General features: G+C 64.4%; 25 protein-coding genes and 1 tRNA gene. 8 read left to right on the forward strand and 18 right to left on the reverse strand.

What is annotated here, in order from left to right; genetic code table 11:
* Positions 1–65: 65 nt before the first annotated feature.
* Positions 66–755: a GntR family transcriptional regulator gene (locus NKI96_RS17925; protein ID WP_050589759.1), complete on the forward strand. Its 690-nt coding sequence runs from the start codon at positions 66–68 to the stop codon at positions 753–755.
* Positions 756–791: 36 nt separating this feature from the next.
* Here the strand turns inward: NKI96_RS17925 and NKI96_RS17930 are convergent, their stop codons facing one another.
* Together NKI96_RS17930 and NKI96_RS17935 are read right to left on the reverse strand one after the other, a co-directional pair.
* On the reverse strand, positions 792–1091 hold the full coding sequence (locus NKI96_RS17930) for a hypothetical protein (protein WP_023684132.1): 300 nt from the start codon (positions 1089–1091) through the stop codon (positions 792–794).
* 202 nt (positions 1092–1293) lie between these two features.
* Positions 1294–2790 (reverse strand): CoA-acylating methylmalonate-semialdehyde dehydrogenase, encoded by a 1497-nt coding sequence (locus NKI96_RS17935; RefSeq protein WP_023684131.1) that lies wholly within the window; start codon positions 2788–2790, stop codon positions 1294–1296.
* A 365-nt stretch (positions 2791–3155) separates the two neighbouring features.
* Here NKI96_RS17935 and NKI96_RS17940 point away from each other — a divergent pair, with 365 nt between their 5' ends.
* The 4 genes from NKI96_RS17940 to NKI96_RS17955 all read left to right on the forward strand — a co-directional run bounded on the left by NKI96_RS17940 (position 3156) and on the right by NKI96_RS17955 (position 6750).
* Positions 3156–4037, forward strand: coding sequence for a LysR family transcriptional regulator (locus tag NKI96_RS17940; RefSeq protein WP_352805419.1), 882 nt, complete (start codon positions 3156–3158; stop codon positions 4035–4037).
* Between the two features lie 123 nt (positions 4038–4160).
* Entirely contained in the window at positions 4161–4601 is a 441-nt protein-coding gene (locus NKI96_RS17945) for a phospholipase A2 family protein (RefSeq protein ID WP_023728660.1), read from the forward strand.
* Complete coding sequence (locus NKI96_RS17950) at positions 4598–5110, forward strand: hypothetical protein (protein WP_352805421.1); 513 nt, start codon at positions 4598–4600, stop codon at positions 5108–5110. Before NKI96_RS17945 ends, NKI96_RS17950 begins: the two co-directional genes overlap by 4 nt.
* Positions 5110–6750: a phospholipase D-like domain-containing protein gene (locus tag NKI96_RS17955; RefSeq protein ID WP_352805423.1), complete on the forward strand. Its 1641-nt coding sequence runs from the start codon at positions 5110–5112 to the stop codon at positions 6748–6750. Before NKI96_RS17950 ends, NKI96_RS17955 begins: the two co-directional genes overlap by 1 nt.
* A 104-nt stretch (positions 6751–6854) precedes the next feature.
* Here the strand turns inward: NKI96_RS17955 and NKI96_RS17960 are convergent, their stop codons facing one another.
* From NKI96_RS17960 to rsfS, 8 genes are all read right to left on the reverse strand, one after another.
* Positions 6855–8111: a D-amino acid dehydrogenase gene (locus NKI96_RS17960; RefSeq protein WP_023668705.1), complete on the reverse strand. Its 1257-nt coding sequence runs from the start codon at positions 8109–8111 to the stop codon at positions 6855–6857.
* Positions 8112–8204: 93 nt separating this feature from the next.
* Positions 8205–9314, reverse strand: a complete 1110-nt coding sequence (alr, locus tag NKI96_RS17965; RefSeq protein ID WP_352805426.1) for an alanine racemase — start codon at positions 9312–9314, stop codon at positions 8205–8207.
* A 271-nt stretch (positions 9315–9585) separates the two neighbouring features.
* A complete protein-coding gene (locus NKI96_RS17970) occupies positions 9586–10101 on the reverse strand; it encodes an RNA pyrophosphohydrolase (RefSeq protein WP_352805428.1) in 516 nt (171 codons plus the stop codon).
* Positions 10102–10103: 2 nt separating this feature from the next.
* A complete protein-coding gene (locus NKI96_RS17975; RefSeq protein WP_023737901.1) occupies positions 10104–11285 on the reverse strand; it encodes a divergent polysaccharide deacetylase family protein in 1182 nt (393 codons plus the stop codon).
* A 184-nt stretch (positions 11286–11469) separates the two neighbouring features.
* A complete protein-coding gene (locus NKI96_RS17980) occupies positions 11470–12795 on the reverse strand; it encodes a S41 family peptidase (RefSeq protein ID WP_023668701.1) in 1326 nt (441 codons plus the stop codon).
* Between the two features lies 1 nt (position 12796).
* Positions 12797–14155: a murein hydrolase activator EnvC family protein gene (locus NKI96_RS17985; RefSeq protein ID WP_023668700.1), complete on the reverse strand. Its 1359-nt coding sequence runs from the start codon at positions 14153–14155 to the stop codon at positions 12797–12799.
* Between the two features lie 122 nt (positions 14156–14277).
* On the reverse strand, positions 14278–14760 hold the full coding sequence (gene rlmH, locus NKI96_RS17990) for a 23S rRNA (pseudouridine(1915)-N(3))-methyltransferase RlmH (protein ID WP_352805430.1): 483 nt from the start codon (positions 14758–14760) through the stop codon (positions 14278–14280).
* Between the two features lie 62 nt (positions 14761–14822).
* Positions 14823–15200 (reverse strand): ribosome silencing factor, encoded by a 378-nt coding sequence (gene rsfS / locus NKI96_RS17995; RefSeq protein ID WP_023668698.1) that lies wholly within the window; start codon positions 15198–15200, stop codon positions 14823–14825.
* A gap of 241 nt (positions 15201–15441) precedes the next feature.
* Here rsfS and NKI96_RS18000 point away from each other — a divergent pair, with 241 nt between their 5' ends.
* Positions 15442–16296 carry a mechanosensitive ion channel family protein gene (locus NKI96_RS18000; RefSeq protein WP_352805433.1) on the forward strand — a complete coding sequence of 285 codons (855 nt, stop codon included), beginning with the start codon at positions 15442–15444 and terminating at the stop codon, positions 16294–16296.
* Positions 16297–16306: 10 nt separating this feature from the next.
* Here the strand turns inward: NKI96_RS18000 and NKI96_RS18005 are convergent, their stop codons facing one another.
* From NKI96_RS18005 to obgE, 5 genes are all read right to left on the reverse strand, one after another.
* A complete protein-coding gene (locus NKI96_RS18005; protein ID WP_352805435.1) occupies positions 16307–17587 on the reverse strand; it encodes an MFS transporter in 1281 nt (426 codons plus the stop codon).
* Between the two features lie 74 nt (positions 17588–17661).
* Entirely contained in the window at positions 17662–18294 is a 633-nt protein-coding gene (locus NKI96_RS18010; protein WP_023688904.1) for a nicotinate-nucleotide adenylyltransferase, read from the reverse strand.
* Positions 18295–18497: 203 nt separating this feature from the next.
* A complete protein-coding gene (locus tag NKI96_RS18015) occupies positions 18498–19784 on the reverse strand; it encodes a glutamate-5-semialdehyde dehydrogenase (RefSeq protein WP_023744953.1) in 1287 nt (428 codons plus the stop codon).
* Between the two features lie 3 nt (positions 19785–19787).
* Positions 19788–20966 (reverse strand): glutamate 5-kinase, encoded by a 1179-nt coding sequence (gene proB / locus NKI96_RS18020; RefSeq protein ID WP_023684120.1) that lies wholly within the window; start codon positions 20964–20966, stop codon positions 19788–19790.
* 2 nt (positions 20967–20968) lie between these two features.
* Positions 20969–22000, reverse strand: coding sequence for a GTPase ObgE (gene obgE / locus NKI96_RS18025; protein WP_023668691.1), 1032 nt, complete (start codon positions 21998–22000; stop codon positions 20969–20971).
* A 167-nt stretch (positions 22001–22167) separates the two neighbouring features.
* Here obgE and NKI96_RS18030 point away from each other — a divergent pair, with 167 nt between their 5' ends.
* Complete coding sequence (locus tag NKI96_RS18030) at positions 22168–23031, forward strand: endonuclease/exonuclease/phosphatase family protein (RefSeq protein WP_352666443.1); 864 nt, start codon at positions 22168–22170, stop codon at positions 23029–23031.
* Between the two features lie 191 nt (positions 23032–23222).
* On the opposite strand, the gene NKI96_RS18035 is transcribed toward NKI96_RS18030, so the two are convergent.
* From NKI96_RS18035 to NKI96_RS18045, 3 genes are all read right to left on the reverse strand, one after another.
* The gene (locus tag NKI96_RS18035; RefSeq protein WP_023688901.1) at positions 23223–23810 is read right to left on the reverse strand and encodes a GNAT family N-acetyltransferase; all 588 of its coding nucleotides are present in this window, start codon (positions 23808–23810) and stop codon (positions 23223–23225) included.
* A 132-nt stretch (positions 23811–23942) separates the two neighbouring features.
* Positions 23943–24212 carry a 50S ribosomal protein L27 gene (rpmA, locus tag NKI96_RS18040; protein WP_015315190.1) on the reverse strand — a complete coding sequence of 90 codons (270 nt, stop codon included), beginning with the start codon at positions 24210–24212 and terminating at the stop codon, positions 23943–23945.
* Positions 24213–24311: 99 nt separating this feature from the next.
* Positions 24312–25019, reverse strand: coding sequence for a 50S ribosomal protein L21 (locus NKI96_RS18045; RefSeq protein WP_023693165.1), 708 nt, complete (start codon positions 25017–25019; stop codon positions 24312–24314).
* Positions 25020–25388: 369 nt separating this feature from the next.
* Here NKI96_RS18045 and NKI96_RS18050 point away from each other — a divergent pair.
* A tRNA-Ser gene (locus NKI96_RS18050) sits at positions 25389–25478 on the forward strand.
* The last annotated feature ends 94 nt before the right edge of the window (positions 25479–25572 follow it).

Raw genomic sequence — 25572 nt, forward strand, 5'->3', positions numbered from 1 at the left:
GTCTCTCCATCTGATATATCAGCCGTATATCTATTTGAAAACCGGCTGTCAACGCGGAATTCGTTATGATATATGTGAGATATATCAGGAGCCCACCTTTGATATCCAGTGAGACAGCATACCCCGAGCCGGCCGCCGCCAAGGCCTACCATGTACTCGAGCATATGATCGTGACGTTGGAACTGGCGCCGGCGAGCTTTGTCACCGAAGGCGCCCTCATCGAGAAGCTGGCGCTAGGACGCACGCCGGTGCGCGAAGCGATCCAGCGCCTCGCCTGGGAAGGACTGCTGGATGTCAGGCCACGCGCCGGCATCGCCATTGCCCCGCTTCATCCCGGCGACTGGCTGCGCGTGCTGGATGCCAGGCGCGGCGTCGAGGTGGTGCTGGCGCGCTCGGCCGCCCGCTTCGTCACCCGTGAGGCCGCCGACCTGTTTCATGAGGCAGCCCTTGCCATGCAGAAGGCCGTCATCTCGGGCAATGTGCTGGCCTTCATCCAGGCCGACAAGGCGCTCGACGAGGCCTTGGCGATGGCCGCCGACAACCCGTTTGCGGCCCGTCTGGCCGCGCCCCTGCAGACCCACAGCCGCCGCTTCTGGTTCCGCTACAGGGCCGACACAGGACTGGCCGAATCGGCTGAGCACCACGTCGCGCTAATCCGCTCGATCCTGGCTGGTGACGAAGAGGCTGCCGCCAAGGACGCCAAACGCCTTATGGCACTCCTGCGCGGCCATGCCGAAGTGGCCGCCACACGCTGAACTCCGTCTCTGCTCCAGACTTCCGACCGGTCTTTATCAGGTGCCCGGCAAGACTGCGGCCATGGTCGCCCCGTCCCAGCCTTCGCCAGCCGTGATGATGCAGCTTTGGCCGTGTGTGTCGGTGGCCAGGATGGTCCAGGTGCCCTGGTCGGAGACGAATATCTCAAGCACCACATTCGGGTTCACCAGGCCACGAGCGGCTTGGTTTTCGTGGAACTTCTCGCCGAGCGCCTTGACCAAGTCGGTCCGCGCCGCGCATTGATCGGCTTTGGCCTCGGCGATGCCGGACATCGCGAACACCGCAAAGAATATCGCCGCCACAAGACGTCGTGTCATCTGACACCTCCTTGCGCCAGACGAGAACCCCGGCTGCAACCGGCGCTATTTTGATGGCCTGCACACGGCAGGAATGCAATTTAAGGCAGATGACAGGCTCTTGGTTCCATCGCTTGAACGTGATCGCCAATGTCGGTTTCGTACAAAGAAAGGCCCGGGACGTTGAACCCGGGCCTTCTTGCCGATCTTCGAAATCGTCCGGTCAGTTCATCGTCGGGATGACGAACTCGGCACCGTCCTTGACGCCGGAGGGCCAGCGCGAGGTCACCGTCTTGGTCTTGGTGTAGAAGCGGAACGCGTCCGGACCATGCTGGTTGAGGTCGCCGAAGGACGACGCCTTCCAGCCGCCGAACGTGTAGTAAGCGATCGGAACTGGGATCGGCACGTTGATGCCGACCATGCCGACCTGGACGCGCGAAGCAAAATCACGAGCAGCATCCCCGTCACGGGTGAAGATGGCCACGCCATTGCCCATCTCATGATCGTTGGCGAGCTTGATGGCGCTCTCATAGGTCGGCGCACGCACCACCGACAGCACCGGACCAAAGATCTCTTCCTTGTAGATGCGCATGTCAGCGGTCACATTGTCGAACAGGCAGCCGCCCATATAGTAGCCATCCTCGTAGCCCTGCATGGAGAAGCCGCGGCCATCGACGACCAGCTTGGCGCCTTCCTTGACGCCGGTGTCGACATAACCCTTGACGCGTTCCAATGCCTGCGCCGTCACCAGCGGGCCGAAATCGGCGGACGAATCCGTCGACGGGCCGACCTTGAGGCTTTCGACACGCGGGATCAGCTTTTCCATCAGCCGGTTGGCGGTGTCGTTGCCGACGGGAACGGCAACCGAGATCGCCATGCAGCGCTCGCCGGCCGAGCCGTAGCCCGCGCCGATCAGCGCGTCGACGGTCTGGTCCATGTCGGCATCGGGCATGATGATCATGTGGTTCTTGGCGCCGCCGAAGCACTGCACGCGTTTTCCCGCGGCCGTGCCGCGCGAGTAGATGTAATGCGCGATCGGCGTCGAGCCGACAAAGCCGATAGCCTTGATATCAGGATCGTCGAGGATGGCGTCGACGACATCCTTGTCGCCATTGACGACGTTGAGAACGCCAGCCGGCAGGCCAGCCTCGAGGAACAGTTCGGCGATGCGCATCGGCACGCCAGGGTCACGCTCGGAAGGCTTCAGGATAAAGGCGTTGCCGCAGGCCAGCGCCGGGGCAATCTTCCACAACGGGATCATCGCCGGGAAATTGAACGGGGTGATGCCGGCAACGACGCCAAGCGGCTGGCGCATCGAATAGACATCGATGCCGGGGCCGGCGCCGTCGGTGAACTCGCCCTTCATCATGTGAGGCGCACCGATGCAGACTTCGACCACTTCGAGGCCGCGCTGGATGTCGCCCTTGGCGTCGGCGATGGTCTTGCCGTGCTCGCGCGCCAGGAGATCGGCCAGTTCGTCATAGTCGCGAGCAACCAGTTCAAGAAACTTCATCAGCACGCGCACACGCCGCTGCGGGTTGGTCGCAGCCCATTTGATCTGTGCTTCCTTGGCGTTCAGCACAGCCGCACGCAGTTCCGCCGGCGACGCCAGCGCCACCGTGCCGCGCACCGAGCCGTCCATGGGCTGCATGACGTCCTGCTTGCGCCCGCTGGTCCCGGCGACATGCTTGCCGCCGATGAAATGACCGTATTCGATCATGGTTTCTCTCCCTGAGTTTGTGATGAAGCATTCAACGCCTTTGCAGGCGCGAAGGCAACGCGAGGGGAAACGCAACCGTTGTGCAAGAAATAGACAACGAAGGACGAGTGTGCATTAATTGCCGCAAATTACAGATTGCTGAAAGGCCCGAAGGTTGCGCTCCGTCACACCCCCCTCTGTCCTGCCGGACATCTCCCCCGCAAGGGGGGAGATCAGATGTGGCCGCCGCCTTCGCAAATCTTCAACGCAGCAAAAGAGACGCAGGTGGCGGAGCTGCCAATCTCCCTCCTTGCGGGGGAGATGGCCGGCAGGCCAGAGGGGGGTGGGCGGGAACGCCGCGTTCGCCGCTAGCCCGGACCACCCCCATGAACTGGGATGACGTCCGCATCTTCCTCGCCGTGGCCCGCGCCGGGCAGATCCTTGGCGCCGCCAAGCGGCTGGAACTCAATCACGCCACCGTCTCGCGCCGCATCGCAGCGCTTGAGGATGCGTTACGGACAAAACTGTTTCGCCGGCTTACCACCGGCAGCGAGCTGACGCCGGCCGGCCAGCGCTTTCTCGACATTGCCGAGCGCATGGAAGCCGACATGATCGCCGCGCGCTCCGCCGTGTCGGGCGACGGCGACGATATCTCAGGCACCGTGCGCATCGGCGCCCCCGACGGGTTTGGCGTCGCATTCCTCGCCACGCGTCTTGGCGCGCTGACCGCGCTGCACCGCGAACTCACCATCCAGCTGGTGCCGGTGCCGCGTTCCTTCTCGCTGTCGCGGCGCGAGGCCGACATCGCCATCACCATCGAGCGGCCGAGCGAAGGCAGGCTGGTGGCGGGAAAGCTGGTCGACTACACCCTCGGCCTGTTTGCCTCGCGGGACTATGCGCAGGCGCACGGCTTACCCGAGACCGCTGCCGAACTCGGCCAGCATACGCTGATCGGCTATGTCCCAGACCTGATCGTCAGCCCGTCGCTCGACTATGCGGCGGAGTTCAGCCCGGACTGGCGCACCAGCTTCGCCATCTCCTCAGCGCTGGGCCAGGCCGAAGCGGTGCGGTCGGGCGCCGGCATCGGCATCTTGCACACCTTTGTCGCCCGCTCGATGCCGGAGCTGATCCCCGTCAACATCGTGACGCCGATCCGCCGCGCCTACTGGCTGGTCTATCATGAATCGGTCCGGCCACTGCGCCGCGTGCAGATCGTCGCCAACTTCATCACCAAGGCAGTCGAGAGAGAGCGCGGGCTGTTTGTCTGATGGCCGCGCCGCCTTGCCCTCGCCACAAAATCGGGCAGTGTGGCAACAAGCGCGATGTCGCCTATCATTAAGGATTGGCTGCGCCGGGTGGGACACTTTTTTGCAAAGCTGGTGCGGATCAAAATGCGAGCGGTGCTCGCCATCTTGCCGCTTGTCGCGCTTTCCGCCTGCGCCAATCCATGGACCGTAGTTCCGGAAGCCGAACTGCCCAAGCCGGTCCGTATCGCAATGGCCCGCCCGTCGCCTTTCGTCTTCGGCAATTACTGCGGTCCCGGCACCCGCACCGGCGACCTCTCGGCTCGCCCTGTCAATCGCCTCGACAGCGCCTGCCAAATCCATGACGCCTGCTACATCGCGCGCCATAATCATTGCGACTGCGACGGCGCGCTCGTCGCCTCGGCAAAGGCGATCCGTGATGACAAGACAGCGCCGAAAAAGATGCGCGGCGAGGCCGAGCTTTTGATCGCCACTTTCGCGCTTCCCGTCTGCAAGGTGTTTCCGCATGGCTTCCTGCCGCCGCGCGATCCGGCTGAACTGAAGACGATGAACGGTGCGACCGGATGAACCGCGCCATCTGCCTGGCCTTGGCCGGGCTGGGGCTGGCGGCCCTTGCCGGTTGCGCCGCCCCGATCCGGCACAGCTGCGATTTCTTCCCCGATGCGAAGGATTGCGGCCGGCCGTCGGTATCGGCCGGCACGCCCGGACCGCAGACTGCAGCAGCAGCGTTTTTCGGCGATGCCGGTGCCAGCGACTATGAAAGGCAGTTTCTGGCGCTGCTCGCCCACAACCAGATCGGGGCCATCGACAGGGCGAACGGCACCGGTCCGTTCGGACATGACCGCCACGCCATCGCCAACCGCGATTTCCAGGCCACCTACCGGACGCTGGAACGGCTGGCGAAGCCGGTTACCGCCGAACAGATGCCGGCAGTGAGCGGCACAGCCGGCGAAGGCCATTTCAACGGCCGTTGGCGCGTGTCGCGGCAGACGCTCTATGTCAACGCCGCCGCGCGGCCCTCCGCGCCAAGACGTTCAGCTTTTCCGGCCTGCAGGCGCGCTCGATCGAGATCGTGATGCGCCAGGCGGGAAAGCAGCCGGTTGAGATATCGGGCGCCTGCGACGGGGCGCTGGCGATTCGCGCCGGCGGTGGCTCGCGCAGCGTGGCGAGCGGTGCCGCCTTCCGCCTCCGCCTGTCGGCCGGGCAAACCGCCAGCCTGTTCCCCAGCGATGGTTTGAACCGCTGCAGTCTCAAGCTCAGCTCCAGTCTGGCGCCGGCAGGCGCCCCGCTCACCATCCTGCGCGAAGAGGTTGCCTATCCGGCGATAGCCGCGCTCGACAGCCGCTACGAGCGTTGTCCAGTGCCCGGTCCATCCGGCCTGGATGAACTCGCCCGCGTCTTCTACGCCGGCCGCTGGCTGTCGCAGAGCTGTTCGCTGCCGCTCGGGTCACCGCGCCTGTTACGCAAGTCGCGCGACGGCTTCAACGCCAAGGTCGAAGCGCTGCTCGGCGCGCCTTTACCCGACAGCGCCTTTGACAAGGCCGACCCCGAACTGCCGCTCGATTTCTCGCGCGCGCCGAAACTCAAGCTGGTCTATCTGTCGTCGCTGGAGTTCAAGGCCGATTTTTCCGGCCGCGTCATCGAGCGGCTGATCCGCCATCACGCAGCCCTCGGCACCAAAGTGCGCATCATGGTCACAGACGTGCTGGAGCGCGACAAGGACGATGCCCTGCTGCACCGGCTGGCGGCCGATTATCCCAATGTCGAGTTGCAGGAATATCGTTGGCGGGCCGACCACGGCGCGCCGGTCGACGAGCAACTGTCACAGCTGCACAAGACCCATCACGTCAAGATGCTGGCGACACTTGCCGAGGATCCAGCCCGCTCGCGCGTCATCATCGGCGGCCGCAACATTCATGACGGCTTCCTGTTCCACAAGCCGATCGACCTGTCGCGCTATCCGAACCTCGAGCAATACGGCAAGACCGACGGCCTCTCGCTCAACTACTATTCGAACTGGAGCGATTTCGACATCGAGTTTGCCGACCCGGCCACGGTCGAGACGCTGGCCGCGCATCTCTCGACATTGTGGCTGCGCGACGCCGACACCAACATCGCAAGACCCTTCTCCATTCCGGTGCGCTCCGACAGCCGGCGCCTGCCGGGCACGGTGCGCCATTTCATTTCCGTGCCCTACGAGGACAACCATGCGCTCGAGACCTATTTCGTCGAGCTGATCGACACTGCCCGGCACCATATCGAGATCGTCAATCCCTACCTTAATCTGACGCCGAAGCTCAGCCTGGCCATCGAGCGGGCGCTGGCGCGCGGCGTCAGGATCGACATTGTCGGCCGCATCGACCTCAAGGGCGATATTGGCGGCAAGCTGCTGACCGCGCTCAACAAGCTGTTCGTCGAGAAATATGGCGACCGCATCAACATCCGCGAATTCAAGGCGCCCGATGTCGTGCTGCACTCCAAGATCATGATGATCGACGAAAGGCTGGTGACGATCTCGTCGGTCAATCTCAACAACCGCAGTTTCTTCCACGATCTGGAGAACGGCATGACGGTGCTCGACCCTGCCTTCTACGCCAGGATGCAGCCGGTCTATGACGACTATGTCGCCCATTCGAACCCGGTATCGACCAAGGTGACGATACCGTGGGCCTACCGATGGCTGTTCTCGAAGGGTTGGGTGAAGGAGGCGTTTTGAGGGGCTGGCGACGCTGAAGGAATGCCGTTCTGTAGCGATCCTTTACACCCCCTCTGTCCGGTAGGACAGAGGGGGTGCTGGCCCGCCAGCTTTAAAAAGCACCCCTACCTCAAATACCGCTCCGGCCCCAGCTCCCGCACATCGATATCAGGCACCTTGCTGGAGATGATGTCGGACAGCACCTTGGCCGAGCCGCAGGCCATGGTCCAGCCAAGCGTGCCGTGCCCGGTGTTGAGATAGAGGTTGGAGAACTCGGTGCGGCCGACCAGCGGCGGCCCGTCCGGCGTCATCGGCCGCAGCCCGCACCAGAAGGACGCCGCCTTGAGGTCGCCGCCATCCGGGAACAGATCGCCGACCGAATGTTCGAGGGTGCGCCGGCGCGATTCATGCAGCCTGAGATCGAAGCCGGAAATCTCCGCCGTGCCGCCGACGCGGATGCGGTCGCCGAGCCTGGTGATCGCCACCTTGTAGGTTTCGTCCATTACCGTCGACACCGGGGCGGCGACCGCGTCCTTGATCGGAACGGTGATCGAATAGCCCTTGACCGGATAGACCGGGATCGGGCGCCTGAGCAGGCGCATGAAGCGCGCCGAATAGCTGCCCAGCGCCAGCACATAAGCGTCGGCCGCGCGCGAGCGCTGGTCGGTGCCGACGCTGACGATGCGATTGCGGTTCTTGGAGAAGCGCCGGATCTGCGTACCGTACTCGAACGTGACGCCGCGCGCCACGCAGAGCTCGGCCAGCCGATCGGTGAACATCTTGCAGTCGCCAGTTTCGTCGCCGGGCAATCTCAGCCCGCCGACAAACTTTTCCCGCACGCCGGCCAGCGCCGGCTCGGCCCCAATGCAGCCTTCGGGATCGAGCAACTCGTAGGGAACGCCATATTTCTTCAGCACCTCTACATCGCCGCCGGTGCCGTCGAGCTGCTTTTGCGTGCGAAACAGCTGCAGCGTGCCCTTGGTCCGCTCATCATAAGCGATGCCGGTCGCCTCGCGCAGCGCCTTCAGCGTGTCGCGGCTGTATTCGGCGAGCGGCACCATGCGCGCCTTGTTGATGGCGTAGCGATCCGCGGTGCAATTGCGCAGCATCTTGATGAGCCATGTCCACATATACGGATCGAAGGCCGGCCGCACCACCAGCGGGCCGTGCTTCATCAACAGCCACTTGATTGCCTTCAGCGGGATGCCGGGACCGGCCCAGGGCGAGGCATAGCCCGGCGAGATCTCGCCGGCGTTGGCGAAGCTGGTTTCCAGCGCCGGCCCTTTCTGGCGGTCGAACACCGTCACCTCGTGGCCGGCCTCAGCGAGATAATAGGCAGTGGTGACCCCGATAACGCCGCCGCCCAACACGAAGATCTTCATCGCATCACTCTCCACGACGACTTCCGTCAGAGGGCCGCCGCCTCCTGTCTGCCGGATTCTGCGGCGTCCGCCAAGGGGCGGCGTGTCGCGGCTCTATTCGTTGATATAGCGGCGGTGGAAGCGGGGGCCGAGACTGGTCAGGATTTCATAACCGATCGTGCCGGCATGACCGGCGGCGTCATCGACGCTCTGCGAGGGGCCCAGGAGTTCGACAAGGTCGCCCTCGCGCAGCCGGCCGGCCGGCAGGGCCGAGATGTCGAGGATGATCGAATCCATCGACACCCGCCCGACAAAGGGCAGTCGCACGCCGTCGAGCCAGGCAGCCGAAGCCGCGCGCCGGTGCCAGCCATCGGCATAGCCGAGCGAGATCGTGGCCGCGCGCAAGGGACCGCTGGCCAGAAACGCATGTCCGTAGCCGACGCCCGCGCCCTTATCGATGCCGCGTGTCTGGATGATCTTTGCCTCGAGCCGCACCACCGGCAGCATCGGGTTCGCCTCATCAGGCGTCGGATTGATGCCGTAGAGCGCAGCGCCCGGACGCGCGAGGTCGTACTGATAGCGCGGCCCAAGAAAGATGCCGGAGGAATTGTCGAGCGACGCCGGCGCCTTGGGCAGCATTTTGCGCAGCCGTTCGAACTCCCTGAGTTGCGCGTCATTGGCCGCATTGCCCGGCTCGTCGGCGCGGGCCAGATGGCTCATGACGAGCACGACATCGACGCCGGCGAAAGCATCGGCCGTAAGCGCCTCGACCTCTGCCGGCGCCATGCCCAGCCGCGACATGCCGCTGTCGACCTGGATGGCGGCCTTGAGCTTGCGGCCGGCCTTTTGGCCTGCCTCGCTCCACGCCTTCAGTTGCCCGGTGCTGTTGATGACGGGAACAAGGTCGGCGGCCACCGCTTCGGGTTCCGAGCCCGGCGGCAGGCCGTTCAGCACATGGATTTCCAGCTTCGGTCCGAGTGCGTCGCGCAGCGCGACACCCTCGGTGAGATGAGCGACAAAGAAGCTGTCGCAGCCTTCGGCAACCAGTGCCGCCGCCACTTGCCGCGCGCCGAGCCCGTAACCGTCGGCCTTGACGACGCCGGCGCAGCGCACGCCGCCGAGCTTTGCCTTGAGCCGCCGGTAATTCTCTCGGATAGCGCCGAGATCGATGGTGAGAATGGCGCCGGCCGCCGCTTCGCTGATCGTATCTTTGGCTTTATGCATCGCAGACCCGCTGAAGTCGGCGCTGCCCCTCATTGTCCTGCCGGATATCTCTCCCTATCCCTATACGGGGAGTTGAGGAGCGGTCCGCGTAAGGCGGACGAAAAGCCAACTGCTTGGCTTTTCGAGTGACGAAAGCCGGCAGGCAGGTGAGGGGCAGCCCATACGCTACGCTAAGAGGCCATTGCCCGGCGTCGTTCATATGGATCTCGTGGCTGCGGGTGTCCCGATCAATAAAGCACGAATCAGGTGCCGTGCGAACCGTCACATCCAGCTAGGCAAGATGACGGAACGTCGCCACCACATCCTCATAGACGTTGCGTTTGAACGGCACTATCAGATCGGGCAGGTCCTGCATTGGCCGCCATGCCCATTCATCGAATTCGGCGGTGTGGCCGCCGGGCGGCGGATTGATCTGGATCTCGCTGGCCTCGCCGTGAAAGCGGTAGGCGAACCATTTCTGCGTCTGGCCGCGATAACGCCCCTTGAGGGCTATGCCGACCAGATCGGGCGGCAGGTCGTAATTGATCCAGTGCGGCGCCTCGGCCAGCAGCGTGACCGAGCGCATGCCGGTCTCTTCATAGAGCTCGCGCCCGGCCGCCTGCAGCGGCTCCTCGCCCTCGTCGATGCCGCCTTGCGGCATCTGCCAGAGCTGCGTGGTGCCGGCGAATTCGCTGTCCGGCTCGGCGATGCGGTGCCCGACCCAGACCAGCCCGTCGCCATTGAGGATCATCAGCCCGACACAGGGGCGGTATGGCAGCGTCTTGGGGTCGACAGGTTTCTTCGTCATGATCAGCCTTTTTCCGGGTCGATGGCCACCGCCGAGATCGGCACGATCTCGATGCCGCGCTTTTTTGCTTCGACCACCCAGGACGCCACGGTATCGACGGTGAGGTCGAAGGCCGAGCCGATGCCGACGGCGGAGCCTTTGGCACGCGCGGTCGCTTCCAGCGCGTCGAGCTTTTTCAGGATGGCGCCGCGGTCCTGCACGGCGTCGATTGCCGTATCGCCGGCGACGAACGGCACACCGTCCTTCAAGGCGAGATCGGACGCCAGGCTCCGCGCGGACGAGCCGTCATCGACATAGGCAAGGCCGCGCTTGCCAAGCTCGGCCATGAACGGCCCCATCGCCGTCGCGTCGGCCGAAAAGCGCGCCCCCATATAGTTCATGACGCCGGTATAGTTGGTGGTCCGCGACAGCGCCCAGCGCAGATTCTTCAGATTGTCGTCCGGGCTTGCCGCCACCGTCAGCGTGTTGCGGCCGGGATTGACGTTGGGATAGTCGAACGGTTCGAGCGGCACCTGCATGACCACCTCATGCCCGCTCTGCCGTGCCGCCTGCATCCAGCGGCCGATGCTGTTGCCTTGCGGCGCAAAAGCCAGCGTCACTTCGGCCGGCAGCTTGGCAATCGCGGCCTGCGTGCCGGTCTGCGACACGGCAAGCCCGCCGATGACGATTGCCACTCGAGCGCCACGCGAACCCGACCACGGCCGCGCATAGACATCGAACGGCCGCCGGCCGTCAGCGGCGCGAACCGGCAACGGGCCGGTGTCGCTGGCCTCGATCAGCGCCCTGTCGGGGATATGCGCGATCTTCAGGTTCTGGCCGATCGTCGACGGGTCGTGGATGACGATGGCTGCATTGGGCGGGCCATCACCCTCCTGGGACTGCACATGGATGATCTGCGGACCGCTGGCCTTGGGCGTTTCCGCCTTCGGCGCTGCCGCCGTCGCTTGAGCAGTGGGCGCTGCGGCCGCGGGCTCGGCCGCCGCCGTCACCTTCGGCGTCGAGAGCGCGATTGCTTCCGGTTTGCGGAACGGCTTCTCGCGCAGCGCGATCGCACCGGAGATGCCGACCGCGGCCAGCACGACCAGCGTCGCCGCGACGGCGCCAGCGCTGATCCCGCGCGACGCGGCACGCGGTCGGACGGTCTGTCCGAGCGGGCGTTCGATGTCCTTGCCGACGTCAGCCAAGCCGCATCCCCCGGGCGCGTGATCAGCGAAATCTTTTCGCCATGCGCAGATCCAAAACTGACGGCGCGTCCCCTGCGCCTTTTGAGGCGCAGCGCCCAGCGGTCCCCGAATCAAACTGCCGGAACCTCACGGTCCCGGCAGCATTGCATCGCTTCGATTGGGCAGCCAGAGCTACCAGTCGATTTTACTGGTTGAGCACTGCCTTCTCCGGATTCGGCGGGAATGCCGGATCGGTCTTCTGGCCGCGCAGCAGCTGTTCGGCATAGATCAGCTGCAGATCGTCCTTCGGATCCGGCGGCACATAGGCAGCCGAGCCCGAGCCGGTATCGCTCTCGTCGGCGCCCTTGATATGGCCCTTGAGGTCCGATTCGCCGCGCGTCAGGTCCCTGCCCTGCAGTTCGGGCGGCAGCGGCTGGTCGACCTTGATGTCGGGCGTGATGCCCTTGCCCTGGATCGACTTGCCGGACGGCGTGTAATAGAGCGCCGTCGTCAGGCGCAGCGCGCCGTTCTCGCCAAGCGGGATGATGGTCTGCACCGAGCCCTTGCCGAAGGACTGCGTGCCGACCACTGTCGCGCGGCGCAGGTCCTGCAGCGCGCCGGCGACGATCTCGGAGGCGCTGGCCGAACCGCCATTGACGAGCACGATCAGCGGCTTGGCGCCGATGTCGTCGCCTGCCTTGGCGTCGAAGCGTGTGACGTCCTTCGGGTCGCGGCCGCGGGTCGAGACGATCTCGCCACGGTCGAGGAAGGCGTCGGACACGCTCACCGCCTGGTCGAGCAGGCCGCCCGGGTTGAGCCTGAGATCGAGCACATAGCCCTTGAGCTTGTCGTTCGGCACCTGCTTCTTGATGGTGTCGATGGCGTTCTCGAGGTCGTCATAGGTCTTTTCGGTGAAGGAGGTGATCTTCATGTAGCCGATGTCGTTCTCGACCCGGAACTTGACCGCCTTGACCTTGATGATGTCACGCACCACCGTCAGCTCGATCGGCTTGTCGGCGCCTTGGCGCAGGATGGTCAGCTTGATCGGTGTATTGACCAGGCCGCGCATCTTTTCGACCGCATCGTTGAGCGTCAGGCCGCGAACCTCTTGGCCGTCGATCTTGGCGATATAGTCGCCGGCCAGCACGCCTGCCTTGGCAGCCGGGGTGTCGTCGATCGGCGTGATCACCTTGACCAGATCGTTCTCCATGGTGACCTCGATGCCAAGGCCGCCGAACTCACCCTTGGTCTGCACACGCATGTCCTGCGCCTGCTCGGCATTCATGTAGGAGGAGTGCGGGTCGAGCGAGGTGAGCATGCCGTTGATGGCGTTTTCGACCAGCGACTTGTCGTCCGGCGGCGTCACATACTGCGCCCGCACGCGCTCGAAGATGTCGCCGAAGATCGCCAGTTGCTTATAGGTCTCGGAGCCTGCAGCGTTCGCCGTCGAGCCGGGCGCGCCATAGACCAGGCTCATCGCTGACGCGCCCATCAGCGCACCGGCAATAAGAAGCGACAGTTTCCGCATCATTTCACGTCCTTCCAGAGAAGCGGTCCGCCCACCATGGGGTCGGATCGACGGGTTTTCCATCCTTGCGGAACTCGACATAGAGTTCCGGCGTGGCATTTCCATTCTTCGAGGCCGAGGTGCTTGCCACCCGGGCCTCTCCCATCGCGCCGACCGGCTCTCCTGCGAGCACCGACTGGCCAGACGCGACGCTGATTCTGCTCATCCCCGCCAGGACGACATGATAGCCGTCTCCCGCATTGAGGATCAAGAGTTGACCATAGGAGCGAAAAGGCCCCGCATAAAGCACATTTCCGTCCGCCGGTGCCGTGACGATGGCTCCCGATTGTGTCGCAACCATGTCGCCGAGCATCACCGCGCCGTTACCGTCATCGGCCCCGAAACGCAGCTTGATCTTGCCGGTGACCGGCAGCGAGACTTGTCCCTGAAGTGCCGAAAACGGCGCGGCGGCGGTGAGGCGGTTGCCTTCCGGCACGGGCAGCGAAGCCAGCTCCGTCGACGCGGTTGTGCCTGCATCGGCGTTATCGGCGTCCGGCTTATCGCTGTCGGCCGCTTTCTGTTCGCCTGCCTTGACGGCATCCGCCGCCTTGCGGCTCTTGTCGGCTTCAAGCGAAGCGATCAGCTCTTTCAGGCTGCCGGCCTTGGCCGCAAGCGCCTGGGACCGCTGCTTTTCGGCGGCCATCGCCGTCCAGGTGTCCGCCTCGAGCTTCTGCTTGGCTTCGAGCAGCATGGAGAGGCGTTTCTTTTCCGCCGTCTGCTCGCCGACCGCCGCTGTCAGCCGCGTCCGCTCGGCCTCGATCGAGGCCGTCACCCGGGTCTGTTCCCTGAGGTCGGCCAGCAATTTGTCGGTCTGCTGGCGCAGTTCGGGCACCACTGCGCCGAGCAGGATGGCGCTGCGCACCGACGACAGTGCGTCTTCCGGCTTGACCAGGATCGCCGGCGGCGGATTGAGCCCCATGCGCTGCAGCGCGCCCAGCACCTCGGCCAGCACGTCGCGCCGCGCCGCCAGCGAGACACGGATCTTCTGTTCCTCGCCCTTCAGTCCTTCGAGCCTGGCGCCGATATCCTCGATGTCCTGGCCGAGCTTCTGCTCGGTCATAGCCGACTGGATAAGCGCCGCGGTGATCGAGGCATGGTCCTTCTTGACCGAAGCAATGTCGGCGGCGAGCTTGGCCAGCCGTTCGGACGACAGCGTGATCTCGGCCGACACCTTCTCATATTCGGCACGGCTCAGATCGGGGTCGGGCGCCACGTCCAGCGTATTTTCGGCCCGCGCAAGCCCGAGCGACAGCAAAACCACCGCTGCAGCGATGCCGCAGCGCGCGTGCCGGAAGCCCGTTCGTGATTTCCCGTTGTCAGCCATTGAAGCCCGACTCTATGCGTGGCTTCGTTAACGAACCATCAACCATGATCGAACCGAAGCCTAGCACAAAACAGCCGCGCATTGGGGCGGAAATCCGGACGATTGACCCACCACCCAGTGATTTACGAACGGTGGTAGGGATGTCCTGAAAGAATCGTTGCCGCCCGATAGAGCTGCTCGCCCAGCATGACGCGCACCAGTTGGTGCGGCCAGGTCGCCGCGCCGAACGAGACCATCAGCTCAGCCTGGTCGCGAATCGACTGGTCGTGCCCGTCGGCGCCGCCAATGGCGATGACCAGCGCCTTGCGGCCGCCGTCGCGCAACTGGCCGATACGGTTGGCGAAATCGTCTGAGGACAGGTTCTTGCCGCGTTCGTCGAGCAGGAACAGCACCGTGCCCGGCTGCAACTGTGCCTGCAGCTTCTGGCCTTCCTCGCGGCGGCGCTCATTGGGCTTCTGGGCGCGTCCCTCGGCGATCTCGGCGACACCAGAGAATTCGAGCCCGATCGCCGGGCCGCTCTTGGCGAAACGCTCGAAATAGCGGTCGGCGAGTTCTCTCTCGGGGCCGGTCTTCATCCGGCCCACGGCATGAACTGCTATCTTCATCCCTGCCTCGGCGAGCTTTCAATCCATGTCGGCACCCAGGATGGTTACGAATGAGACGGAGCTCAGTGCAAGGTCTCTTCCTCGAGGTCCGGCGCCTGCCACATCTTTTCAAGATTGTAGAATTCGCGGACTTCTGGGCGGAAGACATGGACGATGATGTCGCCTGAATCGATCAGGACCCAGTCGGCGCCGGACAGCCCCTCGACGCGCGCCGTGCCGAGACCGGCATCCTTGAGCGCCTTGAGCAGGTGGTCGGCGACAGCCGAGACATGACGGTGCGACCGGCCCGACGCGATGACCATATAGTCGCCGAGGCTCGATTTCCGCTGAATGTCGATTGAGACAATATTTTCGGCCTTGGAGTCTTCCAGACTGGCAAGGACTGTCTTGATGGCACGGGACACGGCGTCATCTACGCTGATCCTGGCCGGCGAAGGCATGATGTCAGCCTTCTTCCGCAATGCTGTTCTCAGTGTATTTCCTTTCGCAGCAAGAACAACCAAATCACCCACGAAATCAGGTGACACCCTATAGATAGGCAGAGTTCCCTTGCAGTTTCAAGACGGGAGGCCCTGCCAGCGCGAACGCGGTGCACGTCTTCCGGTTCCGGCGCCTTGAGAAAAATCGGAACCCATGGCCGCGGCAGGGGTTATCGACACACCCCCCAAACGGATTTTCCTGATGCCAATCGACCCCCAGAACACGCTGCTCACCGTGCAGGCTGGCCTTGCGCAACTCAGCACACTGATCGTTTCCTATTCCTTCTCCGCCATCGGCGCCATCATCCTGCTGGTCGTCGGCTATCTCGTCGCCGGGCTCGCAGAACGATCGATCTCAGCCGGCCTCGGCCATATCCATGATTTCGACGCGACGCTGCGCCATTTCTTCTCGAAGATCGTGCGCTACGCCATCCTGATCCTGGTGGTCATCATGGTGCTCGGCCAGTTCGGCGTGCAGACGGCCTCGATCATCGCCGCCATCGGCGCCATCGGGCTGGCCATCGGCCTGGCGCTGCAAGGCACGCTGCAGAACATCGCCGCAGGCATCATGCTTCTGGCGCTCAGGCCATTCCGCATCGGCGAATATGTCGAGGTCGGCGCCATTTCCGGCACAATCGAGGAAATCGGCCTGTTCGCCACCAAGCTCCGCACGACAGACGGCGTCTATGTGCTGGCGCCCAATTCGACGCTGTGGAACCAGCCGGTGCGCAATTTTACCCGCAACGGTGTGCGCCGCGGAGACATCACGCTGAGCATCGGCTCCTGGAACGACATCGACCTGGCGCAGAAAACCATGCTGGGCGTTGCCGGCGGCGAGCGCCGCGTCAAGCGAGAGCCGGCGCCGATCGCCTTCGTCGCCACGGTGGGCGATGCCAGCGTCGCCATCACCTTGCGCTACTGGACCACGGCGGCGGATTTCTTCGCCACCCAGATCGATCTCACCAAACGCGTCAAGCAGGCGTTCGACGCCGAGGCCATCTCGGTACCGGCGCCGCCGCCAGGGGTGCGGCAGGAGCCTTCCGCGACCAGGCAATAGCGAAGCAACGTCAGCGCTGCTCTTCCGGCGCGAAGGCGAGCTCTACCGGCAATGGCGCCTGCGCCGACATCGGCGCGAAACTGCCGGTTTCCGTGGCAGGGACGGCCGGTGTCGTCGCCACCCGCCACAGCACGAACAGGCAGAACACGGTGGCGATGATGATCGCCACATAGATGAAGGCCTGCGTTCCATAGACAGCCGAAAGCGCCGTCACGATGCCCGGCACGATGAAGCCCGACAGCGACCACGCAAACAGCAGCGAACTCGACAGCGCCACCATGTCGTCCTTGCCGGCGCGGTCGGCGGCATGCGCGCTGGCCAGCGAATAGATCGATTCCGAGGCGCCGTCCCAGACGATGTAGATCACCACGAGCACCATCAGCGCGCCGCCGTCGAAGCCGATGGCCAGAATACCGGCGACGATGGCCAGTGCCGCAGCGCCGGCCAGCACGTAACGGCGATCGGTACGGTCGGAAATCCAGCCGAGCGGTATCTGCAGGATCAGCGTGCCGACGGGCATCGCCGACAAAAGCAGCGCCACATCGGCCTGGCTGTAGCCCTTGGCCGTGGCATGGATCGGTGCGAACCCGGCGATCGCCATCGACAGGCCGCCGACGGCCAGCATGCCGGCCACGCCGACCGGCGAGATCCGCCAGGCGCGACCGAGCGCCACGGAGGCTGCGCGAGGTGGCGGCGGTTGAGCCAACCGCGTCATGCCGACCGGCAGGATCGACACTGCGGTGAAGGCAATGCCGATCAGCGGCGCCTGCGCCGTCGCGATGTCGACCGCCGCCAGCAGGGCATAGCCGACGCCAAGTCCGGCGACATAGGCGACGTAAAACACCGCCATCACCCGGCCGCGAATGGCGTTTGCGACGGCATCGTTGAGCCAGCTCTGGGCGACGATGAACAGGCCGCATATGGCAAAACCGTAAAGCGCGCGCGCCGCGATCCACAGCAGCGGGTAGGTGCCGGCGGCAATGGCAGCATTGGACAGCGCAATCAACGCCGACAGCACCATGAAGGCCCGGGCATGCCCGACGCGGCGCACCAGCGGCCCGGTCAGGATACAGCCGGCAAGTCCGCCGGCAGACAGGCCGGTGATGATCAGCCCGGCCCAGGTCGGATCGAAGCGCTCGACGCCAAGCCGGACCGGGATATAGGCGAACATCAACCCGTTGCCGACCGCGATCAGCGCCATCGACACGATTACGCTGGCAATGGCGATCACGGGCGCCGGCGGGGCGCCATGATTGGGGTCGATGTCGGTCTGGTTCACTGAAGTGGCCATATCCAGCGCAGCATCGCCCAGCCAATCGCGAAAGGCCGCCGTAAAAGCGACATCGGCGATCTGGTCTTACGGAGTTACCCCTTGGCTTGCTGGCGAATAGCACTCGATGACAGCGACGAGCGTGGGCCGTGGATGAAGGTCCAGGCCGGCGCCTTCATGCGGGCGAGCCGGGGCGCGTCACCCTCGTCGACGCGGGCATAGTCGAAGGTCTTGGCCACGACCGAGGACAGGAAGGACAGCGTCGCGCCCGGGCGGTCGATGACGGCGATCGGGAAGGTCATGACGATCTGGCGCCAGCGCTGCCAACGGTGGAAATCGCGAAGTGAGTCGGCGCCCATGATCCAGACGAAGTCGACGCCGGGATTGCGTGCCTTGACCAGCGCCAGCGTGTCGGCGGTGAAGCGAATATGATGCGCCGCCTCGAAGGCGGTGACCTTGATCTTCGGGTTCTTGGCGACCTGCTCCGACTGGAGCAGCCGGTCGCTCAGCGGCGCCAATTCCCTGGTGCTCTTCAGCGGATTGCCAGGCGTCACTATCCACCACAATTGGTCGAGCGCGAGGCGCCGCAAGGCAATTTCCGCCACCAGCGCATGGCCGGCATGCGGCGGGTTGAACGATCCGCCGAACAGGCCGACGGCGAGGCCTTTCTCGGCATGCGGCATACGGAGGTAGTGCGAGGGGATGGCGGGCTGAAGGGACGACAGCATGGTGCTAGGCACCCCCCTCTGCCCTACCGGGCATCTCCCCCGCAAGGGGGGAGATCAGCAGCTTCGGCAAAGGCACTTTTCTTGCAACGTTGGTGATTCGCGAAAGCGGAAGAAAAAGCTGATCTCCCCCCTTGCGGGGGAGATGTCCGGCAGGACAGAGGGGGGTGTCTGGGCTCAATGCCTCAAGCCCTGACGCGAATGATTCAAGGCCTCACCTGTCCCGACCCGCGCACGCGGTATTTGAACGAGGTCAGCTGTTCGACGCCGACCGGACCGCGCGCATGCATCTTGCCGGTGGCGATGCCGATCTCGGCTCCCATGCCGAATTCGCCGCCATCGGCGAACTGCGTCGAGGCATTGTGCAAAAGGATCGCCGAGTCGATCTCGTTGAAGAACCGCTCGACCGCTTTGGTATCCTCGGCGATGATCGCCTCTGTGTGGTGTGAGGAGAACGTCTCGATATGGTCGATGGCACCGGCAATTCCGTCTACCAGCTTTACCGCGATGATGGCCTCGAGATATTCGGTCATCCAGTCGGCATCGGTCGCCGGCTTGGCGTCGAAGAACAGCTTCATCACTTCCTGATCGGCATGGATCTCGCAGCCGGCGGCGCGTAGCGCGTCGAGGATCGGCACCAGATGTGTGGAGGCCACCGCGCGGTCGACCAGCAAAGTCTCTGCAGCGCCACAGACACCGGTGCGCCGCATCTTGGCGTTGACGGCGATCCTGACCGCCATGTCGAGATCGGCCGAGCGGTCGATGTAGAGATGGCAGATGCCTTCAAGATGGGCAAAGACCGGCACCCGCGCCTCGCTCTGGACGCGCCCGACCAGGCTCTTGCCGCCCCGCGGAATGATGACGTCGAGATTGCCGCCAAGCCCTTTCAGCATCTCGCCGACGGCGGCGCGGTCGGTGGTCGGCACCAGCTGAATGGCGTCTTCCGGCAGGCCGGCGGCCTTCAGCCCCTCGACCAGGCAGGCATGAATGGCGGCGGACGAATTGAGCGAGTCCGAGCCGCCGCGCAGGATCACCGGATTGCCGGCCTTGAGGCAGAGCGCGCCGGCATCCGCCGTCACATTCGGCCGGCTTTCATAAATGACGCCGACAACGCCGAGCGGCGTGCGCACGCGCTCGATCTGCAGGCCGTTGGGGCGATCCCAGGCGGCAATCACATCGCCGACCGGGTCCCTGAGCTCGGCGATTTCACGGATGCCATCCGCCATGGCACGGGTGCGCGCCGGATCGAGCTTCAACCGGTCCATGAAGGAGCCGGACAAGCCCGATTCGTGTCCGTTAGAGACATCGATGGCGTTGGCATCGAGAATCTGCTGCTGGCGCGCGATGATCGCGTCGGCCATGGCGAGAAGTGCGGCATCCTTGGCGGCGGCGGTCGCAATCGCCAACGGTCGGGCGGCCGCGCGGGCACGGCGGCCGATATCAGCCATCAGCGCGACGGTGTCATCCCCGGATTGTTCATGCAACTTCAGCATGTCTCATCCTCCGCTTACCTCGCCCCCGGCCCATACCTGGCCGGCAGCCCGTATCTGGTCACCCGGATCGCTCACCACCAGATCGTCGCGGTGGATCATCGCCGAGCGCGCCTCGTAGCCGAGCACGGTTTCGATCTCCGCTGTCTTCAGGCCTGCGATCCTTACGGCATCGGCGGCATCGTAGGCAACAAGCCCGCGCGCGATCTCGCGCCCTTCCGGCGACAGGATGGCCACCGTGTCACCGCGCGAGAAATTGCCGCTGACCAGCCTGACGCCGGCCGGCAGCAAAGATTTGCCGGACAGCAGCGCACCGATGGCGCCGGCGTCGACGGTGAGCCGCCCGGCCGGTTCGAGCTGGCCGGCGATCCAGGTCTTGTAGCCTTTCACCGGATTGGCGCTCGGCCTGAAGAAGGTGGCGCGCTCGCCACGCTCGATCGCCATCAGTGGCGACAGCCTGGTGCCCGAGGTGATGATCATGGCGGTGCCGGCGGCGGTGGCGATCTTGCCGGCATCGAGCTTGGTGCGCATGCCGCCGCGCGACAGTTCGGATGCGGCCGCCCCGGCCATAGCCTCGATATCGGGCGTGATGCGGTCGACCACCGGAATGAATTTTGCATCGGGATCGCGCGCCGGCGGCGCCGTATAGAGCCCGTCAATGTCGGAGAGCAGCACCAGCAGGTCGGCGCCCATCATCGTCGCCACCCGGGCCGCCAGCCGGTCATTGTCGCCATAGCGGATTTCGGAGGTCGCCACCGTGTCGTTCTCATTGATGACCGGCACCGCCTTCATCTTGAGCAGCGTCGAGATCGTCGCGCGGGCATTCAGATAGCGGCGGCGCTCTTCGGTGTCGCCGAGCGTCAGCAGGATCTGGCCTGATTTCAGCGCGCCCTTGCCCAGCGCGTCCGACCACGCGCCGGCCAGCGCGATCTGGCCGACGGCCGCAGCCGCCTGGCTTTCTTCCAGCTTCAGCGCCCGTTTGCCGAGACCGAGAATGGTGCGGCCGAGCGCAATGGCGCCGGAGGACACGACCAGGATCTCGGCGCCACCATTGGCCAGCACCGCAATATCCTCGGCAAGCGAGGCAAGCCAGTCGCGCTTCAGGCCGCTGGTGCGGTCGACCAGCAAGGCCGAACCGATCTTGACCGTGATGCGCCGGTATTTTGTCAGCGACTGCGCCGTCATCGCTATCGGTCCCAGCGGGTCTCGACGGGAGCGGCAGCCCTGTCGCGCGCTTCGCCGACAACCGCCATCAGCGCGCGCAGCACCGCTTCGACGCCCTCGCCGGTGGCCGCCGACAGCAGCATCGGCGCGCGGCCGGCAGCGCGTTTGAGCGACGCAACCTTCTTCTTGCGCTCATCGGCATCGAGGATATCGACCTGGCTGAGCGCCACGATCTCGACCTTCTCGATCAGCCCATTGCCATAGGCGTCGAGCTCGGCGCGCACGGTCTTATAGGCTTTGCCCGGATTTTCCTCCTGCGCCGAAACCAGATGCAAAAGCACACGCGTGCGCTCGACATGGCCGAGGAACCGGTCGCCGATGCCGACACCCTCATGCGCGCCCTCGATGAGGCCCGGAATGTCGGCGATGACGAATTCGCGCGCATCGATGCGGGCAACGCCGAGACCTGGATGCAGCGTGGTGAAGGGGTAGTCGGCGATCTTTGGCTTGGCTGCGGTGACGGTTGCCAGAAAAGTCGACTTGCCGGCATTGGGCAGCCCGACCAGGCCGGCGTCGGCAATCAGCTTCAGCCGCAGCCAGACATTCATCTCTTCGCCGGGCTGGCCCGGATTGGCGCGGCGAGGCGCCTGGTTGGTCGAGGTCTTGAAATGCTGGTTGCCGAAACCGCCATTGCCGCCCTTGGCCAGCAGGAAGCGCTGGCCGACCACGGTCAGGTCGCAGATCAGCGTCTCATTGTCCTCGGCAAACACCTGGGTTCCGGCCGGCACCTTGAGCGTCACATCGGCGCCCTTGGCGCCGGTCATGTTGCGGCCCATGCCGTGGACACCGGTCTTGGCCTTGAAGTGCTGCTGGTAGCGATAGTCGATCAGCGTGTTCAGCCCATTGACCGCTTCCAGCCAGACATCGCCGCCGCGGCCACCGTCGCCGCCATCCGGGCCGCCGAACTCGATGAATTTTTCGCGCCGGAACGACACAGAGCCGGCGCCACCGTCGCCGGAGCGGATATAAACCTTGGCTTGATCGAGAAATTTCATTGGACTACGCAGTTTCTGTTGGCCTTGCGGCTTTGCTTTAGATCTCGCGCCTTGCTCTAAACCAAGGCGCGGCCAAGGGCGAGGCCGTTTTGCGACTAAGGCGCCGGATGCCCTTTTGCCGGGGACGCGGTAGCAGTGTTCGCGGACGGAGCTTGAGGGGCGCGGGAATGAAGGTTGTAAGCTACAACATCCAGTACGGTATCGGTCTGGATGGCCGCTACGATCTCGGCCGCATCGCCGCGGCGGTTCGCGGCGCCGATGTGATCGCGCTGCAGGAAGTGACCCGCAACAATCCGAGGAACGGCAACCGCGACATGGTCGCCGAGATCGGCGAGGCGCTGCCCGAATATTTTGCCGCCTACGGCAGCAATTTCGAGGTCAATGTCGGCTCGCGCCTGGAGGCCGGCCGCGCCGTCACCACCACTTTCCAGCTCGGCAACATGGTGCTGTCGAAGACGCCGATCCATCTGTCGCGCAATCTGCTTTTGCCGCGCAGCCGCAGCCTTGAGGCGATGAACTTCCAGCGCGGCGCACTCGAGGCGCTGGTCGAGACCCCGCTCGGCTTCATCCGCTTCTATTCCACGCATCTCGACCATCGCAGTCCGGTTGAACGCGCCAGCCAGATCCGTTTCCTGCGCCAGCGCCTGTTGAACTATGCCTTCGAGGGCGGCGGCCTCTCCGGCATTCCCGAGATCGGCCTGCCGGACCTGCCCTATCCCGAAGCCTTCATCGTCATGGGCGACTTCAACATGCTGCCCGGCTCGCCCGAATATGTCGAACTCGTCGGCCGCCCGGACCATGAATTCGGTATGCCGCTGACCGCCGATCTCGCGGTCGACGTTGCCCAGCGCCTGAACACAGCAGACGTCGTCACCTGGGTCGATCCCACGCGACCCGAAGACACAAGCCGCCACAAGCGCATAGACTACATCTTCACCTCGGCCTCGCTCGCCGGATCGCTGAAGCGCCTGTGGGTCGACCGTCAAGCGGTCGGGTCGGACCATCTCCCGATCTGGGTCGAGATGGGCTGAGTTGAGTCCGATCCACAACCAACGTTGCCAAACCTGTCGTTTGGAGGCACGCGCTAGGTGTGTTGAGATTCAGGTCAGGCCGAGCCGAGAATGGCGGCTCCCGAGAACCGGAGCGGAGCGTACTTAAGTACGTGCACCGGAAGCGCATAAACCCGCGTTTGCAGGCCGGCCTCACCTGAATATCAAAACACCTAGAAATGCACCCAGTTGCGCAGGCTGATCCAGGTCTTTCTGTCCAGCCGGTACCGCTCGACCGGCACCTGGCCGGCGACGATCGAGTTCAGCATGCCCTGGCCGGCATACTGGAAGCCGCATTTGTGGATGACCCGGCGCGAGGCCGGATTGATCACCCGCGTCGAAGCCTGCAGCACCTGGATCGAGGTCCGTTGGAAGGCGAGGTCGACCAACGCGTGCGCGGCCTCCGTCGCATAGCCGCGCTTCCAGTAGGGCTCGCCGATCCAGTAGCCGAGCTCCAGCCCGCGATCGGTCATGTTGAGGCCGGCGCAGCCGACGAAAATGTCGGTGCCGGCGAGCGTCAGGGCGTAGGCGATGCCGGCCCGGCGCGACCGGGTCATAGCCAGGAAGGCGCGTGCCTCGGCCTCACCATAGGGGTGCGGCATGCGGGCCAGCATCTCGGCGACGTGACGGTTGTCGGCAAGCTCGACCAGTTGCGCGATATCGGCTTCGCAGGGAGCGCGCATCACCAGCCGCTCCGTGGCCAGCACCGGGCAATCTATCGCGTAACTTTCGTCTTCGGTGTCTTCCGCTTCGGCAACCATTCGACGTCCTCCAGGCAAGAAAAAAGGGGAGATGGAAAACCCATCTCCCCTGATCCTTTTCCTGGCTCCATTCACTGGTTTGGCCAGACACCGGTTCCCGAGATGGGCGCCGGTTTTATAGTGCGGAACCGGCTACTCCGCGGCTTTGGTAATCGGGTTGACCGATACGTAGGTTCGGCCGTTGGCTTTTTTGTTGAAGGTGACTGCGCCGGTCTCGAGCGCAAAAAGGGTGTGGTCCGTGCCCATGCCGACATTGACGCCGGGATGCCAGGTGGTGCCGCGTTGACGGATGATGATGTTGCCCGGGATGACGGCTTCGCCGCCGAACTTCTTCACGCCCAGACGCTTGGAATGCGAGTCGCGACCGTTGCGCGACGAGCCGCCAGCTTTCTTGTGTGCCATCTAACTAACTCCGATGCGCCCTGGGGCGCTTGAATGGTCTTATGAACGCGTTCGCGTTCCGTTTCAAGTCCGATCCGGCGACCTTGTCGCCGGTTCGTTTTACTTCTTCGCCAGTTCCTTGGCCTGCTCGCGCCAGTCGTTGATCTGGTCGGTGCTGAAGGGCATGTGCGCGTCGATCTTGGCCACGTCCTTGTCCGACAGCTTGGCAAGCTGGGCGAAGGTGGTGATGCCCTGCTCGTGCAGCTGGCCGGCGGCAACCGGGCCGATGCCCTTGATCACGGCCAAATCGTCCGGCTCGCCCTTCGGCGCCTTGAACAGCGGCGCGGCGACGGCGGTCTCCGTCTTGGCTTCATCCTTCGGAGCAGCCTCGGCTTTGGCTTCCTTCTTCGCCTTGGCTTCCTTCGGCGCGGCCTCGGCCTTCGCCTCGGGCGCTACGTCAGCCTTGACTTCCTTGGCTTCCACCTTGGCTGAGGCCTTCTTGGAAGGCTTGGCGCCACCCAGCAGGATCTCGGCGATCCGCACGGTGGTCAGAAGCTGGCGGTGGCCGATCTTGCGGCGCGAATTCTGCCGGCGACGCTTCTTGAAAGCGATGACGGTGCGGTTCTTGCCCTGCTCGACGACTTCCGCCGTGACCAGAGCGCCATCGACGAACGGGGCGCCGAAGGTGACATTTTCGCCTTCGCCATGGGCGAGGACGCTGCCGATTTCGACGATATCGCCGACATTGGCTTCGAGCTTCTCGATCTTCAGGAGATCGTTGGCGGCAACGCGATACTGCTTACCGCCCGTTTTAATGACTGCGAACATTTTTTGCCTTTCGCTGTTCGGTCGGCCTCGATGAGCCGCGTCACGCGGTTCGGCCGTCTTTTTGTCAGTCTGCGGGTTCGAAAAACAAGCGGCGTGGAAGAACCCTCCACGCCGATTGCGCGCTTCCCCTAACCGAAGGTTCGGTGCGAGTCAAGGCAAACGGGCGGAATCCTTGGACACGCCGCCTCCTTGCCGCCCCCGATCTCTCCGGTCGAGGACCGGTTGGCCCCATCTGCCGACGTGGCCGCAACGCAGCCCTCCAGACAGAGCCCGCACAGGAAGCTGAATTCCCCCGCGGATTTGGCCTTGTAACCTGCCCGCCCAGCCGTTATCTAGTGCGCCGCGCCGGCAACGGCCGACCATGACCGCGGAGAGGTGGCAGAGTGGTCGAATGCACCGCACTCGAAATGCGGCATGGGTGCAAGCCCATCGGGGGTTCGAATCCCTCCCTCTCCGCCACCCTACGCCGGTCCATTCCGGACACATAGGTTACGGTTTATATCGGAGACATGGGTAACACTTTTGGCCCGAAGGGGTTTTGGAGTGGTTCGAG

The organism is Mesorhizobium sp. M0292 (genome assembly GCF_040321695.1).
Classification (GTDB): Bacteria; Pseudomonadota; Alphaproteobacteria; order Rhizobiales; family Rhizobiaceae; genus Mesorhizobium.

Coding starts and splice junctions, on each gene's coding strand:
- NKI96_RS17925 (WP_050589759.1), top strand. CDS start 66: ATGATATATGTGAGATATATCAGGAGCCCACCTTTGATATCCAGTGAG.
- NKI96_RS17930 (WP_023684132.1), bottom strand. CDS start 1,091: ATGACACGACGTCTTGTGGCGGCGATATTCTTTGCGGTGTTCGCGATG.
- NKI96_RS17935 (WP_023684131.1), bottom strand. CDS start 2,790: ATGATCGAATACGGTCATTTCATCGGCGGCAAGCATGTCGCCGGGACC.
- NKI96_RS17940 (WP_352805419.1), top strand. CDS start 3,156: ATGAACTGGGATGACGTCCGCATCTTCCTCGCCGTGGCCCGCGCCGGG.
- NKI96_RS17945 (WP_023728660.1), top strand. CDS start 4,161: ATGCGAGCGGTGCTCGCCATCTTGCCGCTTGTCGCGCTTTCCGCCTGC.
- NKI96_RS17950 (WP_352805421.1), top strand. CDS start 4,598: ATGAACCGCGCCATCTGCCTGGCCTTGGCCGGGCTGGGGCTGGCGGCC.
- NKI96_RS17955 (WP_352805423.1), top strand. CDS start 5,110: ATGCGCCAGGCGGGAAAGCAGCCGGTTGAGATATCGGGCGCCTGCGAC.
- NKI96_RS17960 (WP_023668705.1), bottom strand. CDS start 8,111: ATGAAGATCTTCGTGTTGGGCGGCGGCGTTATCGGGGTCACCACTGCC.
- alr (WP_352805426.1), bottom strand. CDS start 9,314: ATGCATAAAGCCAAAGATACGATCAGCGAAGCGGCGGCCGGCGCCATT.
- NKI96_RS17970 (WP_352805428.1), bottom strand. CDS start 10,101: ATGACGAAGAAACCTGTCGACCCCAAGACGCTGCCATACCGCCCCTGT.
- NKI96_RS17980 (WP_023668701.1), bottom strand. CDS start 12,795: ATGATGCGGAAACTGTCGCTTCTTATTGCCGGTGCGCTGATGGGCGCG.
- NKI96_RS17985 (WP_023668700.1), bottom strand. CDS start 14,155: ATGGCTGACAACGGGAAATCACGAACGGGCTTCCGGCACGCGCGCTGC.
- rlmH (WP_352805430.1), bottom strand. CDS start 14,760: ATGAAGATAGCAGTTCATGCCGTGGGCCGGATGAAGACCGGCCCCGAG.
- rsfS (WP_023668698.1), bottom strand. CDS start 15,200: ATGCCTTCGCCGGCCAGGATCAGCGTAGATGACGCCGTGTCCCGTGCC.
- NKI96_RS18000 (WP_352805433.1), top strand. CDS start 15,442: ATGCCAATCGACCCCCAGAACACGCTGCTCACCGTGCAGGCTGGCCTT.
- NKI96_RS18005 (WP_352805435.1), bottom strand. CDS start 17,587: ATGGCCACTTCAGTGAACCAGACCGACATCGACCCCAATCATGGCGCC.
- NKI96_RS18010 (WP_023688904.1), bottom strand. CDS start 18,294: ATGCTGTCGTCCCTTCAGCCCGCCATCCCCTCGCACTACCTCCGTATG.
- NKI96_RS18015 (WP_023744953.1), bottom strand. CDS start 19,784: ATGCTGAAGTTGCATGAACAATCCGGGGATGACACCGTCGCGCTGATG.
- proB (WP_023684120.1), bottom strand. CDS start 20,966: ATGACGGCGCAGTCGCTGACAAAATACCGGCGCATCACGGTCAAGATC.
- obgE (WP_023668691.1), bottom strand. CDS start 22,000: ATGAAATTTCTCGATCAAGCCAAGGTTTATATCCGCTCCGGCGACGGT.
- NKI96_RS18030 (WP_352666443.1), top strand. CDS start 22,168: ATGAAGGTTGTAAGCTACAACATCCAGTACGGTATCGGTCTGGATGGC.
- NKI96_RS18035 (WP_023688901.1), bottom strand. CDS start 23,810: ATGGTTGCCGAAGCGGAAGACACCGAAGACGAAAGTTACGCGATAGAT.
- rpmA (WP_015315190.1), bottom strand. CDS start 24,212: ATGGCACACAAGAAAGCTGGCGGCTCGTCGCGCAACGGTCGCGACTCG.
- NKI96_RS18045 (WP_023693165.1), bottom strand. CDS start 25,019: ATGTTCGCAGTCATTAAAACGGGCGGTAAGCAGTATCGCGTTGCCGCC.